The 15,001-nt window shown below is 39.1% G+C and carries 17 protein-coding genes and 1 pseudogene; 6 read left to right on the forward strand and 12 right to left on the reverse strand.

Annotation, left to right across the window (positions count from 1 at the left end):
• Positions 1-17 precede the first annotated feature (17 nt).
• On the forward strand, positions 18-1,073 hold the full coding sequence (locus tag C502_RS0102700; protein ID WP_018677326.1) for an Lnb N-terminal periplasmic domain-containing protein: 1,056 nt from the start codon (positions 18-20) through the stop codon (positions 1,071-1,073).
• A gap of 355 nt (positions 1,074-1,428) precedes the next feature.
• Entirely contained in the window at positions 1,429-1,953 is a 525-nt protein-coding gene (msrA, locus tag C502_RS0102705) for a peptide-methionine (S)-S-oxide reductase MsrA (RefSeq protein ID WP_018677327.1), read from the forward strand.
• Between the two features lie 52 nt (positions 1,954-2,005).
• Here msrA and C502_RS0102710 read toward each other — a convergent pair whose 3' ends face one another.
• From C502_RS0102710 to C502_RS0102730, 5 genes are all read right to left on the reverse strand, one after another.
• Positions 2,006-2,410, reverse strand: coding sequence for an ExbD/TolR family protein (locus C502_RS0102710; protein ID WP_018677328.1), 405 nt, complete (start codon positions 2,408-2,410; stop codon positions 2,006-2,008).
• A gap of 1 nt (position 2,411) precedes the next feature.
• Positions 2,412-3,032: a MotA/TolQ/ExbB proton channel family protein gene (locus C502_RS0102715; protein WP_018677329.1), complete on the reverse strand. Its 621-nt coding sequence runs from the start codon at positions 3,030-3,032 to the stop codon at positions 2,412-2,414.
• A 42-nt stretch (positions 3,033-3,074) separates the two neighbouring features.
• Positions 3,075-3,833 carry an energy transducer TonB gene (locus C502_RS0102720; protein ID WP_023274645.1) on the reverse strand — a complete coding sequence of 253 codons (759 nt, stop codon included), beginning with the start codon at positions 3,831-3,833 and terminating at the stop codon, positions 3,075-3,077.
• Positions 3,834-4,079: 246 nt separating this feature from the next.
• Positions 4,080-4,943, reverse strand: a complete 864-nt coding sequence (purU, locus tag C502_RS0102725) for a formyltetrahydrofolate deformylase (RefSeq protein ID WP_026315724.1) — start codon at positions 4,941-4,943, stop codon at positions 4,080-4,082.
• An 85-nt stretch (positions 4,944-5,028) separates the two neighbouring features.
• The gene (locus C502_RS0102730) at positions 5,029-5,730 is read right to left on the reverse strand and encodes a TetR/AcrR family transcriptional regulator (protein ID WP_018677332.1); all 702 of its coding nucleotides are present in this window, start codon (positions 5,728-5,730) and stop codon (positions 5,029-5,031) included.
• 119 nt (positions 5,731-5,849) lie between these two features.
• Between C502_RS0102730 and C502_RS0102735 the strand changes: the two genes are divergently transcribed.
• The 4 genes from C502_RS0102735 to C502_RS0102750 all read left to right on the forward strand — a co-directional run bounded on the left by C502_RS0102735 (position 5,850) and on the right by C502_RS0102750 (position 9,796).
• The gene (locus C502_RS0102735; protein WP_018677333.1) at positions 5,850-7,304 is read left to right on the forward strand and encodes a coniferyl aldehyde dehydrogenase; all 1,455 of its coding nucleotides are present in this window, start codon (positions 5,850-5,852) and stop codon (positions 7,302-7,304) included.
• 168 nt (positions 7,305-7,472) lie between these two features.
• Positions 7,473-7,709 carry a 50S ribosomal protein L28 gene (rpmB, locus tag C502_RS0102740; protein ID WP_018677334.1) on the forward strand — a complete coding sequence of 79 codons (237 nt, stop codon included), beginning with the start codon at positions 7,473-7,475 and terminating at the stop codon, positions 7,707-7,709.
• Positions 7,710-7,721: 12 nt separating this feature from the next.
• The gene (rpmG, locus tag C502_RS0102745; RefSeq protein WP_003654787.1) at positions 7,722-7,877 is read left to right on the forward strand and encodes a 50S ribosomal protein L33; all 156 of its coding nucleotides are present in this window, start codon (positions 7,722-7,724) and stop codon (positions 7,875-7,877) included.
• 203 nt (positions 7,878-8,080) lie between these two features.
• A complete protein-coding gene (locus C502_RS0102750; RefSeq protein ID WP_018677335.1) occupies positions 8,081-9,796 on the forward strand; it encodes a cation:proton antiporter in 1,716 nt (571 codons plus the stop codon).
• A gap of 71 nt (positions 9,797-9,867) precedes the next feature.
• Here the strand turns inward: C502_RS0102750 and C502_RS0102755 are convergent, their stop codons facing one another.
• From C502_RS0102755 to C502_RS0102780, 7 genes and pseudogenes are all read right to left on the reverse strand, one after another.
• The gene (locus C502_RS0102755) at positions 9,868-10,146 is read right to left on the reverse strand and encodes a hypothetical protein (RefSeq protein WP_018677336.1); all 279 of its coding nucleotides are present in this window, start codon (positions 10,144-10,146) and stop codon (positions 9,868-9,870) included.
• Between the two features lie 112 nt (positions 10,147-10,258).
• Positions 10,259-10,762, reverse strand: coding sequence for a DUF6586 family protein (locus C502_RS0102760; RefSeq protein ID WP_018677337.1), 504 nt, complete (start codon positions 10,760-10,762; stop codon positions 10,259-10,261).
• 112 nt (positions 10,763-10,874) lie between these two features.
• A pseudogene (locus C502_RS19675) lies at positions 10,875-10,994 on the reverse strand (ASCH domain-containing protein); the annotation flags it as partial.
• 6 nt (positions 10,995-11,000) lie between these two features.
• Positions 11,001-11,246: an RNA recognition motif domain-containing protein gene (locus C502_RS0102765; RefSeq protein WP_026315725.1), complete on the reverse strand. Its 246-nt coding sequence runs from the start codon at positions 11,244-11,246 to the stop codon at positions 11,001-11,003.
• 65 nt (positions 11,247-11,311) lie between these two features.
• Positions 11,312-13,291: an ATP-dependent helicase gene (locus tag C502_RS0102770; protein WP_018677339.1), complete on the reverse strand. Its 1,980-nt coding sequence runs from the start codon at positions 13,289-13,291 to the stop codon at positions 11,312-11,314.
• 118 nt (positions 13,292-13,409) lie between these two features.
• On the reverse strand, positions 13,410-13,982 hold the full coding sequence (locus tag C502_RS0102775) for an HdeD family acid-resistance protein (RefSeq protein ID WP_018677340.1): 573 nt from the start codon (positions 13,980-13,982) through the stop codon (positions 13,410-13,412).
• Between the two features lie 175 nt (positions 13,983-14,157).
• Positions 14,158-14,916, reverse strand: a complete 759-nt coding sequence (locus C502_RS0102780) for a hypothetical protein (protein ID WP_018677341.1) — start codon at positions 14,914-14,916, stop codon at positions 14,158-14,160.
• Positions 14,917-15,001 lie beyond the last annotated feature (85 nt).

The raw sequence follows: 15,001 nt of genomic DNA on the forward strand, positions 1-15,001 counted from the left end.
ATGGATCGCACATCATCATGCATAATATTGGGTCACGTGAGTTTTTACTTGCTCTAGGCATTGGACTGTTACACAGTTGCTTTGCCTTATTTGTGATCCTCTCAAGTATATGGTTATGCTTTGCTTTATGGATTCAACAGCCTCTTGGAATAATCATTAGCCGAACCATCATCATACTTTGGGGATTGTTTGCGCTCAGCTTGCTTGGTGTTTATGTTAGTGGACATATTTTTAGCCGCCGCACTGATCTTTTAATTTATGGTGTAGCTTTTGCCTGCTCACTGGTTTGGTATTTTTCCTTAGAAGCGCGACAAGATCGCGACTGGAATCCCGAAGTCGCTGAGCAACTTTCTTATCAAAAGCAAGGTAACTTGGTACAACTCCATAATGTGCGTAATTTTAATTGGCATAAGAACGGCAGTTATGACATTCATTGGGAAAATCGTACGATCGACCTGAATAAAATTACAGGGGTCAATGTCATCACCTCCTACTGGATGGGACCTCAGATTGCACATACCTTAGTCAGTTTTGATTTCTCAGATCAAAAGCCTTTGGTTTTTTCTATCGAAATTCGTAAAGAAAATGGTGAGGAATTTTCTGCTATTGGTGGCTTCTTCCGTAAATATGAACTTAGCTTAGTGGCTTCTGATGAAAAAGATCTGATTTATACGCGAAGCAATATCCGCAATGAACAAGTTTACTTATTTCCAATCCGAATGCCTCAAACCGAGCGTAAAGCCCTATTCATAGAATATCTCCATAAAGCAGATGAATTACGTGCTGAAGCAAAATGGTATAACACGCTGACGAGTAACTGTACGACATTGGTTTTTGACATGATCCAAGCAATCAATCCACAAACCTTACCTAAAGATTATCGCTTATTCGCTTCGGGTTATTTACCCAACTATTTATATGATTTAAAAGCACTTAATCAAAATTATAGTATGAAAGAGTGGTATCAATTAGCGCAGATTAATACCCGTGCTAAAAAATATGAACAGCAAGATAATCAATCCAGTGAATACTTTTCAAAAGTCATTCGACTTGGATTACCAAAAGCCGATTAACAGCCCCCCTTTAACAAAACCATACTCAATCTCCTTATCGAATTCATCTTGATCTATTTAAATCAAGATAGATCAACGGGTATTTCATATCATCATCACTGTAGATCACAAATCGTCAGAGCCTAATCAGACGAAGGGCATTTATGAAAATAGGATAGGATGAGCTGATAGAAAATAGACTTAAGTTTGTAAATCAAGCTAAGGAGATTCTTATGAATTTTATGATATAAACTTGGTCACTTCATTGATTTGATATCATAAAAAGTGAAGAACGCTGATTCAGAGTGGGCTTTTACTTTTGGGTGACTTCGTATACTTTAGTAGTATTCTTAGAATTAAAAAATTGGGGAATTTCATGCAACAAGCATTACTTGGTGGTGGTTGTTTTTGGTGCGTAGAAGCGGTCTTTCTACAACTCAAAGGTGTCGACAAAGTTGTGAGTGGTTATGCAGGCGGTATTGTACAAAATCCAAATTATGAACAAGTCTGTCAAGGTAATACACAACATGCTGAGGTGGTATTGATTGACTTTGATGAACAGCAAATTAGTTTTATACAACTCTTAAATGTATTCTTTGCGACACATGACCCAACGACTTTAAACCGTCAAGGGAATGATATAGGTACTCAATACCGTTCTGTTATTTATTATTTTAATGATGAACAAAAGCAACAAGCTGAACACATTATCCAAGATTTAGATGATGAAAATTTAACTATTGTCACAGAACTAAGCCCTGCTCCAATTTTTTATCCTGCAGAAGAATACCACCAAAATTTCTATGCACGTAATCCATCACAAGGTTACTGCAATTTTAGCATTCCCCCGAAACTGTCAAAATTACGTTCCAAATATCTAGAATTGCTGAAACCTGAATAAGCATAAAAAAAGCAACTCTCAATCGGGTTGCTTTTTTTCACATCAAACAGTCTTAATTTTCACTGACAAATGCAATATCACTTAGACCTGCTTCGCTTGCACGAGACATCACTTGTGCAACCGTATCATATTTTGATTCTTTGTCTGCACGTAATTGTACAGTTGGTTTTTGTGCAGCTTGACTCTCTTCTTTAAAACGCTTCTGCAACTCATCTAAGCTAATGATTTTCGCATCCCAAGCGACTTCACCCTTATCATTAATACTAATGGTTATCGTCTTAGGCGGTGCATCTACAACCTCTGCCGCTGTTTTTGGTAAAGCTAATGGAATTGATGGGTTAGCAACCGTTGCTGTGACTAAAAAGATAATCATCAATACCAACATAATATCGATCAGAGGAATGAGATTCATCTCATTCATGCCACTGTCGTGGTCTTCACCCAATTGAAAGCCCATCTTAAGCTTGACCTCCAACTAAACTTTGTTGAGTCGCTTTAGTTTCTGTCTTTACTGCTGTCTCTTGCTGCAACATCGTATCAATTAACAAGCCATGTGCTTGATCTTGTAGGTCATGCGCTAGCCCACGATTGAAACGTACACAAATGTTGTAAGCCAGTACCGCAGGAATCGCAACAGATAAACCTAAACCTGTCATGATCAATGATTCACCAACAGGTATTGCAACTTGGGCTAAACCAGCCTGACCTTCCGTACCGACAGCAATCAGTGCATGGAAAATGCCCCAAACTGTACCGAACAAACCCACAAATGGCGCAAGCGAAGCAATCGTTCCAAGCACAGAGATACCTTTTTCTGCTTGAGATTTTTCTGCCGAAATTTGACGAAGTAATGCTTGTTCTGCAACAGCTTTACGTTGCTCAAAAGTCAAAGGTTGCAGTTTAGATTTAAGTGCAGCCAAAGCTTGAACAAGTTGAGCATAAGCCTGTTGTTTTAATTGGCGTGTTCCTAATATGCGTAGAATAAAAATCGTCCACGTTGCAATCGACATTGCTAAAAGGATGAAATACAGCGTTTTACTTACTGCATCTGCATGTTGCCAATAAACTGAAAAGTTCATATACGAACTCCTGATTTAATCTGTCACTAGGACGCAAATTTATTAAGGATTAAACTCAAACGGCTGCTCTGTTTTGATTGGATAAGCAATACCATTTTCCATATACGGTTTAAATTTTGAACTTCGTATCGCACGCAAAGTTTTTTCATCAATATTAGGCAAACCACTACTACGTGTAATACGTACATTCGTGATTTTTCCTTTCTCATCAGCCTCAATATACACACTAATTAAACGAGTTTGATTCTCTAAATCTTTGGGTGTAAATGATACTTTTGGAGATCGACTCCACTGAATACCTGACCCACCAATTGAAACTCGCTTCGGTGATGGATCTGCAACTGGTTGAGCTTTAGGAGCTTCTGGAACTGGTTGCTGTTTATCAGATACTTTTTCAGTCACAGTCGTACTAATGACTTTAGTCTCGACTTTAGACTCAACCTTAGGTTCAACTTTCTGAACGACTTGTTTCGGTACTTCAGTTTTTACCTGTTGTACTTTTTCAATTTTCTTTGGTGGCGGAGGGAGCTGTTTTTCAACAATTTTAACCTCTTTCACTTCCTTTTTAGGTTCAGGCTTTGGTTTTTCCTTCGGTTTAGGTAATTCTGGTTTAGGTGGTTCTTGAATTTTAACGAACTTGACCTTAAGTGGTTCTTTCTCAATTGGTTTCAACTTAATCGGTTTCATGTGGCTAACAGCCCACAAAGCACCTACATGTCCAATCACAACCGCAACTAAGGCAGTGATGATTTTCTTTTTCATCGAGTGTGGCATGTTGAATATCGCAGGAGATTGACTCATAAGAATCTAAGTACCGATATAGATGGTGACGTTTTACAAAGTAAAAAACGATTTCACACATCAGATAGAACAATAAAAGTGGCACAATAATAAATGAGAAGTGTTTTCATTTGCAACTGGTTTTTTGTGAATCGTATACAACCCATTGATCAAACTACACTTAATAAAATCAAATGTTATAACATAACATATAATAGCATAAAAAAAGCATGCGAATCAGCATGCTTTTAGAAAATTTAGTTTTAGTTAGAAAACAACAGTTTTATTGCCATCAACAATAATACGATCTTCCAAATGCCATTTGACCGCACGTGCCAATACGTTACGCTCAACATCTTCACCTAACTCACGTAACTGCTCTACATTATAGTCATGGCTGACACGTTCAACATCTTGCTCAATGATTGGACCTTGATCCAAATCAGCAGTGACATAATGCGCTGTTGCGCCAATTAACTTCACCCCTTTCTCATAGGCTTGCTTATATGGATTTGCACCAACGAAAGCAGGCAAGAATGAATGGTGAATATTGATAATCTTCATTTCCCATTGTGCAACAAAATCTTCACTCAGAATCTGCATATAACGCGCTAAGATCAATAAATCATTGCCTTGCATCATGTCATTAATTTGTGCATAAGCTTCAACTTTATTGTCTTTATTCACAGGCACAACATGGAATGGAATACCGAAGTTTTCAACAGACTCACGTAACGCTTCATGATTTGAAATCACTTGAGTAATTTCACATGGCAATGAACCACGTGCATGACGCCATAAAAGCTCTAATAAAGCATGATCCACTTTAGAAACGAGGATACCCACTTTCTTTAGTTCACCAACAAAAGTCAATTTCCATTGCATTTCATAACGTTCAGCAACATTGGTAGCAAATGTTTGCATCAATGCTTCTTTACGAGAATGTAAATGATCAAGTTCAAACTCAACACGCATAAAATAACGCCCGCCTTGAGCTTCTGTTGCGTACTGATCAAGTGCGGTAATATTTGCTCCCTGATGATACAAAAAGCTCGATACAGCTTGCACGATTCCAGGCTTGTCTTCGCAAGTAATCAGTAATCGTGCGGTATGGGCGGTCGTCGTGTTCATGTGGTTAATATCACTTATTCGAATCAAAGTTAAAATCAAGCCGAGCATTCTAGCTCTTTTTTGCTTGTGACTAAATACCTATCACTTATTCATCACTATCATTTTTCAGATTAGATAAACTCGCAAACAAGTCAGATGGGCCTAAAGACTTTAATAATTGTTCATACGTTTGACGACTTTCACCCATTAAATACGGGCCTTCCAAGAACACCATTTGTCGTAAAGCTTGCCATACCCATTTTTCTTCCAAATGGTTGTTGTCACTGATATGACCTGACATATACAAAAAGTTAGTCCAGTTGGTGAGTACAATCCACAAGTTGATAATCAACGCTTCAATTTCCGAATCGGTCATTTTCATCAAACCAGCATCTACAAAGGCACGATAAATTCTTTGCCCTTGTTGCATCACTTGCCCAGCAAACCGCGGATAAATCTTTCTAAAATCTTCGTTATTTTCAACAAGGTGATAAACATCACGATGAATAAACCGATAAGCCCATAATTGATTGCTTAACACTTGAAAATAGCTAATTTTATCATTGGCATTCAGTGGACGATCTGTCGGCAATGCCAACATTTCCAAAGTCTCTGCCTGATACTGCTGAGCCAATTCTTTAATAATTTCTTGTTTATTTCGAAAATGATAATACAAATTGCCAGGACTAATACCAAGTTCAGCCGCAATGTGATTGGTTGTTACTGAACGTTCGCCACGCTCATTAAACAACTGCAAACTGATTTGCAAAATTCGATCTTTCGTTTTGTTCGGTTTAATGTGCGACATTGATTTTAACCATCTATAACATTATCAATAGGTTATAAAGCAAACCCATAAAGTGACTTGACACTTTAGAGTATTTACTCTAAAAATTAAAAAATAATAAGCTTTTTTGGTCCACTCCTATGAACAGTCAAACAAAAACAACCGCAATGACACCTCATGCTGATGTGAAACGGTTACAAGATTTGCTTGAACAGCAACAAGCAGCGTACCAACGCCATCCAGTTCCAAGCGCCAAAGAACGTATTGAGCGCTTAGCTCGACTTAAAAATGTCTTGGTAAAATATCAAGATCAATTTGCTAACGCAATTAGTCAAGATTATGGCAATCGTGCCATTATGGAAACCAAAATTGGCGAAGTTTTAACGTGTTTAGAGCATATCAAATACTATAGCAAGAATTTAACTGAGTGGATGAAGCCCTCTAAGCGTCATATCAGCATGTTACACCAACCTGCAAAAGGCTGGGTACAATATCAACCATTGGGTGTCATCGGAGTCATTGCTCCGTGGAACTATCCATTATTGCTCTCTGTTGGCCCACTGATCTGCGCATTAGCTGCGGGTAATCATGCCATGATCAAGATTTCGAGTGCATCTTCTCAGTTTGGTGCTGTATTGGAAAATGCACTTGCTGAAGTGTTCCCTCAAGAACTGGTTACAGTTGTCAATGGTGGTGGCGCAATTTCAGATGCATTCAGCCACTTAGCATTCGATAAATTAATTTTTACAGGTTCAACGTCAGTCGGCAAAACAGTCATGGCCGCTGCTGCAAAAAATCTGGTTCCTGTTATTTTAGAGTTAGGAGGCAAATCACCTGCTCTTGTACATTCTGCAATGAATATTCGTGATGTAGCACAGCGCATTGCAGTCGGTAAACTTTGGAATGCAGGTCAAACGTGTGTTGCGCCAGACTATATGTTTATTCCGAAGGGTAAGACAGCAGAGTTCACCAAGCACTATAATGACTTTGTGAATACCATGTACCCAACCCTACGTGATAACAATGACTACACCTCAATTGTGAATGACAAGCAATACAATCGCCTTCAAGGCTATTTAGAAGATGCACGTGACCAAGGTGCGACGATTGTAGAGTTAAATAACAAGAAAGAATCATTACAAGAAGTTCGTAAAATTGCACCAACCTTACTCACAGGTGTGACCACAGAAATGGAAATCATGAAGAATGAGATCTTTGGTCCAATTCTTCCTATTCTAGAATATGAACATATTGAAGATGCACTTCAATTCATTAATAGTCGCCCACGCCCACTGGCATTCTACTATTTTGATATTGATATGGCTCGTGCTGATTATGTTGCAGGACGTACCCATTCTGGGCATTTTGGTATTAACCAAACCCTCACACATGTTGCACAAGATGACCTACCATTTGGAGGTATTGGTGCATCGGGTATGGGTAAATACCATGGTAAAGAAGGTTTCTTTAGTTTCTCTCATGAACGCTCAATGATGTCAAACCCTGTAAGCCCTAAACTCTATAGTTTAAAATTCATTCTACCCCCGTATAACAAACCAACACATAAACTGCTTTTGAAAACACTATTCCGCTAAGCTGATCAAGGCATGATCTATCACACTAAATCATGCCTAGTTTTTACCAAATTCGCTTGTCTTTTAATCGTATTTTTGGTATAAAACGCCCCTTGAATGATTTCATCTGTTTACTTGAATGGCTAGTTGCACGAATTTGTGCTGTATAAGCTAGCAATGGAGTTCACCATGTCTAAGGTTTGCCAAGTTACCGGCAAGCGTCCTATCGTTGGTAACAACGTGTCGCACGCAAACAACAAAACCAAACGCCGGTTCGAGCCGAACCTGCACCACCACCGTTTTTGGTTAGAAAGCGAAAAGCGTTTTGTACGTCTTCGTTTAACCACTAAAGGTATGCGTATTATTGATAAATTGGGCATTGAGAAGGTTGTTTCTGATCTTCGTGCTCAAGGTCAAAAGATCTAAGGAGTCTGAGCAATGCGTGATAAGATTCGTCTCGTTTCTACAGCTGGTACTGGTTATTTTTATACCACTACTAAGAACAAACGTACTATGCCGGAAAAAATGGAAATCAAAAAATTTGATCCAAAAATCCGTCAACACGTAATCTTCAAAGAAGCTAAGATTAAATAATTTTAGCTTCTTTAAAAAACGACTTCTTTTGAAGTCGTTTTTTTTGCTTAAAAGAAATGGATAAAAAATTATGATTTTTTTTGATAATTAAAAAAATTACCATCAACAAATTCGATTTTACTTGTTACAATTTATTCGATCTTTTCTTGGCATGTTTTATGCCGATTTATTTCTACCTTAACCGCAATGATTAAGGAGTTTCAATGCCACATGATGTTGATTTAATTATTTTGCTTGCTGTTGGTTTTGGTATAGCGCTTATTTTTGGCTATATCGCAGCACGTTTACGTTTACCCCCTTTGATTGGTTATTTAGTTGCTGGGATTATTATTAGCCCCAATACACCAGGTATCGTCGCTGACATACACCTTGCTAACCAACTCGCCGAACTTGGAGTGATGTTCTTAATGTTTGGCGTAGGGATGCATTTTTCCCTCAATGATTTATTACAAGTTCGCCGTATTGCACTACCAGGTGCTATTTTACAAATTGCAGTCGCAACACTATTAGGCGTTGCCGTATCCATGTTTTGGGGCTGGAGTTTTGGTTCAGCACTCATTTTTGGTTTGAGTCTCTCTTGTGCCAGTACCGTGGTATTACTCAAAGCACTTAGTGATCGCGGCTTACTCGACTCTGTAAATGGCAAAATTGCAGTAGGTTGGCTATTGGTTGAAGATCTTGTTATGGTCTTGGTCTTAGTACTATTACCTGCAACAGCCGTTTTACTTGGCGGACATCCTTTAGCTGGGACTGATCCATCTCAAAATATTTGGATCACCATTGGACTGACATTACTGAAAGTAACAGGCTTTATTGCCTTCATGCTGATTATTGGTAAACGTCTCATACCAATGATTATGCAACGCGTTGCTCGTTTAGGTTCACGCGAGTTGTTCACACTCACAGTCGTTGCATCGGCTGTTTCAGTTGCTTATGGTTCTTATGCAGTTTTCGGTGTTTCTATGGCACTAGGTGCATTCTTTGCGGGCATGGTAGTGAAAGAATCTGACTTTAGCCATCGTGCTGAAGAAGAAACGCTTTCATTACGTGAAATCTTCGCGATCTTGTTTTTTGTTTCAGTTGGAATGTTATTCGATCCAAAAATTTTAGTGGAACAACCCTTACATATTCTAGCCGTTGTTGCCATTATTATGATCGGTAAAACTTTAGCTGCCATGGCTTTGGTTTTATTCTTCCGCTATCCAATTAATACAGCGTTAACTGTCGGTGCAAGTTTAGCTCAAATTGGAGAGTTCTCGTTCATCCTAGCGACACTCGGTCTATCACTCGGCTTACTCACTCAAGATGCACAAAACCTGATTCTTGCAGGTGCATTATTTTCAATTACACTCAATTCATTCGTTTTCTCCGCCATTGAACCGGCACAACGCTGGATACGTGAACGCTCACATTTAGCTCGCTTATTAGAGCGTAGTGGCGACCCGCTTGCCATGCTTCCTGATGAAGTCGATCAAGCTTATTTACGTGATCAGGTGGTGATTATTGGTTATGGTGGTGTAGGACGACGCATTAGTGAAAATCTGATGCAACAGAACATCAAAGTAGTGATTGCTGAAGAAAATCGCGAGATTGTCGAGAAACTGCGTGAACAAGGAATAGCTGCCGTAAGTGGTGAAGCAACAGAACCTTATGTACTGATTCAAGCCCATATTCAGCATGCGCGCTTATTGGTCATTTCCCCGATGGATATTTTAGATATTCATCGTATTGTCGATATTGCAAAGCAATTAAATCCCAATATTCAGGTTTTGATCTGTGCTGAAAGTAAGGAAGAAGCTGCTGTCATCCGTGATGAAAATATCGGTGAAGTCTTCTATGCAAAAGAAGAAATGGCAAAGAATATGAGTCATCATATCCTGAGTCAAATCAAACTTGCTCATCAAAGCACGTCACATTAGTGTTTACTGCTTAATCGCATAAAAAACGCACCCAAGGGTGCGTTTATATCAAACTATCTATTCCAATTCTTTTAACTAAAATGCTGTGGCTGCTCATCAATCACTTCTGCTTGAAGCTGATTCATCTGTTTTTCTAACAAGCCAAATAAAGCAGCCTGAATCATATGCTGTGCAACGGCTGGTGTCTGATCACCTAAGATCTTTTTTACATCTTCACTAAACTGGATTTTGACTAAAGGTTCTGCTTCAGACCCCGCATTACGCAAAGCAAGCTCACCGCCTTCGAGTTGCACCAACTCAAGAACTGCTTCTTGACTACCAAATAACTCTTTTAACTGTTGCATTGACATACAATTACTCCATGTTTCTACATGGTGGCAAAGCACTGTTGTACTTTGCAATCTCACGTCTTATTTATATAGGTACTATTTACTCATATTTCAAGTCTATGTTTTATTCGACTTAAAACTCAACCATTTCATTACGGAAACCATCAATCAAATGCGTTAACTCTCGATGCCATTCACGTAAAATTTTCGCATCGGGCAACCATGCTTGCGAGCTTTGAGTCACTTTAATAATCAGATTAGATGAGGTCTCATTTTCAGGTTCTGGTGCAGTTGGTTCTGGTGCATATTGACACAAACGATAGGCACGTTTTAATTCTGCAATAAATCCATCTTTAGCCAATTGCTGTAATACAGCGACTTCTGGGGAAACTTGCCCTTTATCCGCCATCTGTTCTTCAATCGATTTAAACATCGGCTGCAAATCATTTAAACGATAATAACGTACTAATTCTTGCAAGAACGCTAAAATCGCACCATGTAAATGAAATACGGCTGACTCACGATGTGCCTGTGCTTGTTGAATATGGTCAGTTTGCTCAGCTTGTTGACATGCAAGTCGGGCAAAATACAATTTTTGATTGGTACGATCAGCATGGTAGCGAGCAACACGAGACATAAGAAATCCCTATTTTCATTTCATTTAAATCAGGACTGATTGTAAAGCGAATTGATGCTGAAACAAATAGCACTCATAACATCAATTCAATACGATAAAGTTTACGCTTTGCTATTGTATCGAGTGGCAAAGTTTCGGGCTGCCAAGAGCGAACATTAAGGGTCTTTACCCCCTGTACAATTCGCTCTGCATTTGGAACAACAATCGATAAAGCTTGATATTGCTTTAGTATTCAGAATTAAGCTTTATCTTCTGCTACTTTTACTTTAATGCCAGAACCTTTGACTTTTAAAGTATTTAGTCCTTTAACTGCCTTAATTGCTTCACGTGGATTAGACATTTCAACAAAACCAAAACCTTTTGATTTTCCTGTTTTAGCATCCTTCACTACAACACAAGAGTCCACTTTTCCATACGCTTTGAATAAGTCGAGGACTTCTGCATCTGTAACCAAACGATCTAAATTACGAACTAAAATTTTCATGCTAAAACCCGAAAAATGATTCATCATTCAAGATAATGAATCAAAATAAATTGAATAGATCTAGTTTAATCGAGATCAATACCAAAACCTAAACTTATTGCAGGGTTCCGTTGCCATTTACTTTGATTAAATGCTGAAGCAACTTGGCGATGAATCTGAATATCAACTAAATGTTGAGGTAAATCATTAAGGAAATAGCTTTCTACTTTTCGACCTAACTCATCATATTGATCTTGCGACCATAAATTTAAATTCTGTTTGGTCAAAATCAATTCATTTTCAGCACGCGTTAATGCAACATAAAGTACACGACGTTCCTCTTCCACATCATCAAAATCACCTTGCGCACGTGCATGTGGATATTGAGTCGGGGAAACATGTGGCACATAACAGACTTTTTGTTCCGCCCCCTTAGCAGAGTGAATCGTGATAAGTGTTACTAGATCTTGATCAGGTGTTTTATCTATTTCTGAAACTGAAATGGGATCAAGTACATACTCCTCCAAGAATTCTCCAAGTGAACTATGCTTACGTGCCAGTTGCTTGACCAAATCAAAGTCTTTGACACGGCGTGTCCAGTCTTTGGTTTTATAATTATTTTGCAACTGTTCATTCAGGGCATCCAGTGCTAAACCAATACAAGCTTCCACTTGCTGTTGTAATACATCCAACTGCATCAAAATCAGAATCGCTTGTTGTGGTACTTTGCCGTGTCGCTCTAAGCGCTGACACCGTGCTTCAATATCGGGAAGTTGAATCAACTCCTGCGCCAACTTACTGGCACCGACATCACCCACGCCATCCCACAGGGTCAGAAAGCGCATCCAAGCCAAATCATCCTGTGGATTAACACTAACCCGAAGCAGACTTAAAACATCTTTAACATGTGCGGATTCAAGCAACTTTACCCCACCAATGAAACGATAAGGAATGTTAGCAGCAATTAATGCCCCTTCTAGATAACGACCGCTAAAACCTGAGCGAAGCAGCACCATATGCGCTGCCCATGCCGCCCCTTGCCTATGACGGCGATTCAAATCTTGAACGATCCAATTGGCTTCTTCAAACTCATTGCTCAAGATATGCAATTGTGGCTTTAAACCTTTACCGCGATAAGCCTGTAAATGCTTGTCATATCCAATTTGGCTTTGTTCCAACAACCAATTTGATAAATCCAAAATGCCTTGTGTAGAACGATAATTCATGTCTAAAGTCAGTACCTCAGCATCAGGTACACGTTCTTTAAAGTGGTGAATATTTTCAAAATCGGCACCACGAAAGCCATAAATCGACTGGGCATCATCGCCAACACAAAAGAGTTTAACCTTGCCAATCAAGGGTTGCAGCAACGCCCATTGCAAAGGATTCGTGTCCTGCATTTCATCAACCAACAGTGCCGAACAAAACCCAATCACCCACTCCACCAGCTCAGGTGAGTTTTGCAAATGTACTGCAACGATCGCTAAAATATCATCATAATCGAGAAAATTTCGTTCTTGCTTGCGCTGTTCATACGCTTTCATTAACTCAGTAATTTGTGCCTTATACTCAATCGCTTGGGGTAACTGTTCAACCAAAGCATCTGAAAGTTTGCTTTTAGTATTACGTGCATAAGAATATAAATCACATAACTCTGCCGCCTTCGGCAATACATTTCCTTTATCTTTGCCACGTAATAGACGGAACATTAGCAATTGATCATCTCGGTCAATAATACTGAACTGGGTCAGACCAAAAGCGCGAGGATTACGACGCAATAAATACATACAAAAAGTGTGGAATGTTGAAGCACGTAAACCTTTCACCTGCCCACCCATGTGCTGCTCAACACGCGTAACTATTTCACTGGCAGCTCGGCGAGTAAAGGTCAGAATTTGAATCTGCTGCGCGGGCAAACCCTGATCAATTAAATATGCTGCTCTCGCCACAATCGTTTTGGTTTTTCCACAACCTGCCCCTGCCAAAACCAAGCAGTTTTGTGCAGTTGTGGTGGCTGCTCGTTTTTGTTGTGGATTCAGTTCATCAATTAGCTTGGCAAGCGTCATACAATCGATCAATTAAAAATGAACTGCTATTTTAACAGACTCTGGCAATCGAAAGATTTCCCACTACAAAAACAAAAAAGCATGTAAAAATACATGCTCTCGCTTTTGGATTCACACTTTAAACCGTTGTGGAACTATGTGGCAATTGTTTGATCGCACTTGCCAGTGTTAGGTAGTTAATCCCTTGGAATAGAATATCAATCGCAAGGAACATCCCCAATACCCAAAACGGAGAATCAGGTGATGATAAAATCAGAACCCCAGTTAATAAAGTCAAGATGCCTGAAAACAGTACCCAGCCCCAACCAGAAATCGGTCTAAGAATAAATGCATTTGCAGTTCGGATCACCCCTGCAATAATAAGCGCAATCGCTAAGAAGCTGGTTAAGACCACCGCAGTAATCACAGGTGTGGTAAAGGCAAAATAGCCTGCTGCTAAATACAGTACACCAAACAATGCCCAGAGCCAGCGTGTTCCGCCCTTAAAGACCATGAATGCCGCAACAAAATGTAGAACACCACCCAACATCATTAAAACACCAAACAACAATACGGCGGATAATGTTGCAAATGGTAAAGCAGCTAAAAGAACCAAACCAAAAATAACCAATAGCGTACCTAATAACAGATACCATTTGCGATCAGTGTGGAGTTGATTACGAATCAGATCATTACCCACTGTTTTCATCATTATTACTCTTTTATCATCAATGTTATACGTCTATATTGGGCGTATTTGTCGCTAAATTCTGTATAAAGCATGTTGAGAATTAATGACAGAATGTCAGAAAATTGGTGTTTTATTTCATATTTTTTATTCTGATTAGCATTTTAACGGTATGGATAAGTCAAAACTTATCCACAATTTATTTCATCCAGCCAATTTCTTGTGCTGTAAGCTGACGAATGACGGTTTGCTCTAAATCATTTGGCATTTTACTTTTATGTTCTGACAGCGGAATACGCCCGCCCATAATTTCAGCCTCGGTTTGAGGGTATAAAGGGTGTTGATCTGCATCTGCATAACCAATCGGAAAAATAGGTTCTCCAGTATTTAAGCTATATTTATCTGTCGCCCCGAAACCATGCAATAACTCATGTGTGAGTACCACATTATTCTGTGCTGCTTGTTTTTGTGAAGCAAATAAATTCACTGACCCGATTCGCCCTCGCTCTAGTGCTGTTGAATGTTTGAGCTCTTTAGTTTGCTTAGGATCATAAAAATTTAAATATAAGGTTAAAGCTGGTGTACCATCTATAGATTGATGCTGTTTCCACGCATAAAATCGAAACTTCAGACTCCACAAAATATTATTCAGGAGACTTGGTTGCTCGGACATCTTCGGGGGTATTTGATGTAATTCACGTCCGACCTGAACAATGAAATAGCTACTTTTTCCTCGATATTTTTGGCTGTTTTCCTCCAAATATTGTTTTACAACTGCAAAATCACTGTATTGTAATTGTTGAATATATTGTTGAGTGCTCGCTAAACCATCCGCATTGATTGGATGTAGAAGAATATTGATCGGCTTATTCCAATCCTGATTCTGGTCACGATAGGCATTGACTGCAACAATCAATAGCACTATCAATAAACACGCAACTCGAATATTTTTCCACATAGAAATCGCCCCAATAAAATGCAGATGCTCTTTTTTTTAATTCACTGGTCGAACATCAATAAAAAATGCCAGCAAATCGCCAGCA

Origin of the sequence: Acinetobacter tjernbergiae DSM 14971 = CIP 107465 (assembly GCF_000374425.1) — a bacterium.
Lineage (GTDB): Bacteria > Pseudomonadota > Gammaproteobacteria > Pseudomonadales > Moraxellaceae > Acinetobacter > Acinetobacter tjernbergiae.

Coding starts and splice junctions, on each gene's coding strand:
- C502_RS0102735 (WP_018677333.1), top strand. CDS start 5,850: ATGAACAGTCAAACAAAAACAACCGCAATGACACCTCATGCTGATGTG.
- C502_RS0102720 (WP_023274645.1), bottom strand. CDS start 3,833: ATGAGTCAATCTCCTGCGATATTCAACATGCCACACTCGATGAAAAAG.
- rpmG (WP_003654787.1), top strand. CDS start 7,722: ATGCGTGATAAGATTCGTCTCGTTTCTACAGCTGGTACTGGTTATTTT.
- C502_RS0102775 (WP_018677340.1), bottom strand. CDS start 13,982: ATGATGAAAACAGTGGGTAATGATCTGATTCGTAATCAACTCCACACT.
- rpmB (WP_018677334.1), top strand. CDS start 7,473: ATGTCTAAGGTTTGCCAAGTTACCGGCAAGCGTCCTATCGTTGGTAAC.
- C502_RS0102750 (WP_018677335.1), top strand. CDS start 8,081: ATGCCACATGATGTTGATTTAATTATTTTGCTTGCTGTTGGTTTTGGT.
- purU (WP_026315724.1), bottom strand. CDS start 4,943: ATGAACACGACGACCGCCCATACCGCACGATTACTGATTACTTGCGAA.
- C502_RS0102760 (WP_018677337.1), bottom strand. CDS start 10,762: ATGTCTCGTGTTGCTCGCTACCATGCTGATCGTACCAATCAAAAATTG.
- C502_RS0102770 (WP_018677339.1), bottom strand. CDS start 13,291: ATGACGCTTGCCAAGCTAATTGATGAACTGAATCCACAACAAAAACGA.
- C502_RS0102715 (WP_018677329.1), bottom strand. CDS start 3,032: ATGAACTTTTCAGTTTATTGGCAACATGCAGATGCAGTAAGTAAAACG.
- C502_RS0102710 (WP_018677328.1), bottom strand. CDS start 2,410: ATGGGCTTTCAATTGGGTGAAGACCACGACAGTGGCATGAATGAGATG.
- C502_RS0102780 (WP_018677341.1), bottom strand. CDS start 14,916: ATGTGGAAAAATATTCGAGTTGCGTGTTTATTGATAGTGCTATTGATT.
- msrA (WP_018677327.1), top strand. CDS start 1,429: ATGCAACAAGCATTACTTGGTGGTGGTTGTTTTTGGTGCGTAGAAGCG.
- C502_RS0102755 (WP_018677336.1), bottom strand. CDS start 10,146: ATGTCAATGCAACAGTTAAAAGAGTTATTTGGTAGTCAAGAAGCAGTT.
- C502_RS0102700 (WP_018677326.1), top strand. CDS start 18: ATGCATAATATTGGGTCACGTGAGTTTTTACTTGCTCTAGGCATTGGA.
- C502_RS0102765 (WP_026315725.1), bottom strand. CDS start 11,246: ATGAAAATTTTAGTTCGTAATTTAGATCGTTTGGTTACAGATGCAGAA.
- C502_RS0102730 (WP_018677332.1), bottom strand. CDS start 5,730: ATGTCGCACATTAAACCGAACAAAACGAAAGATCGAATTTTGCAAATC.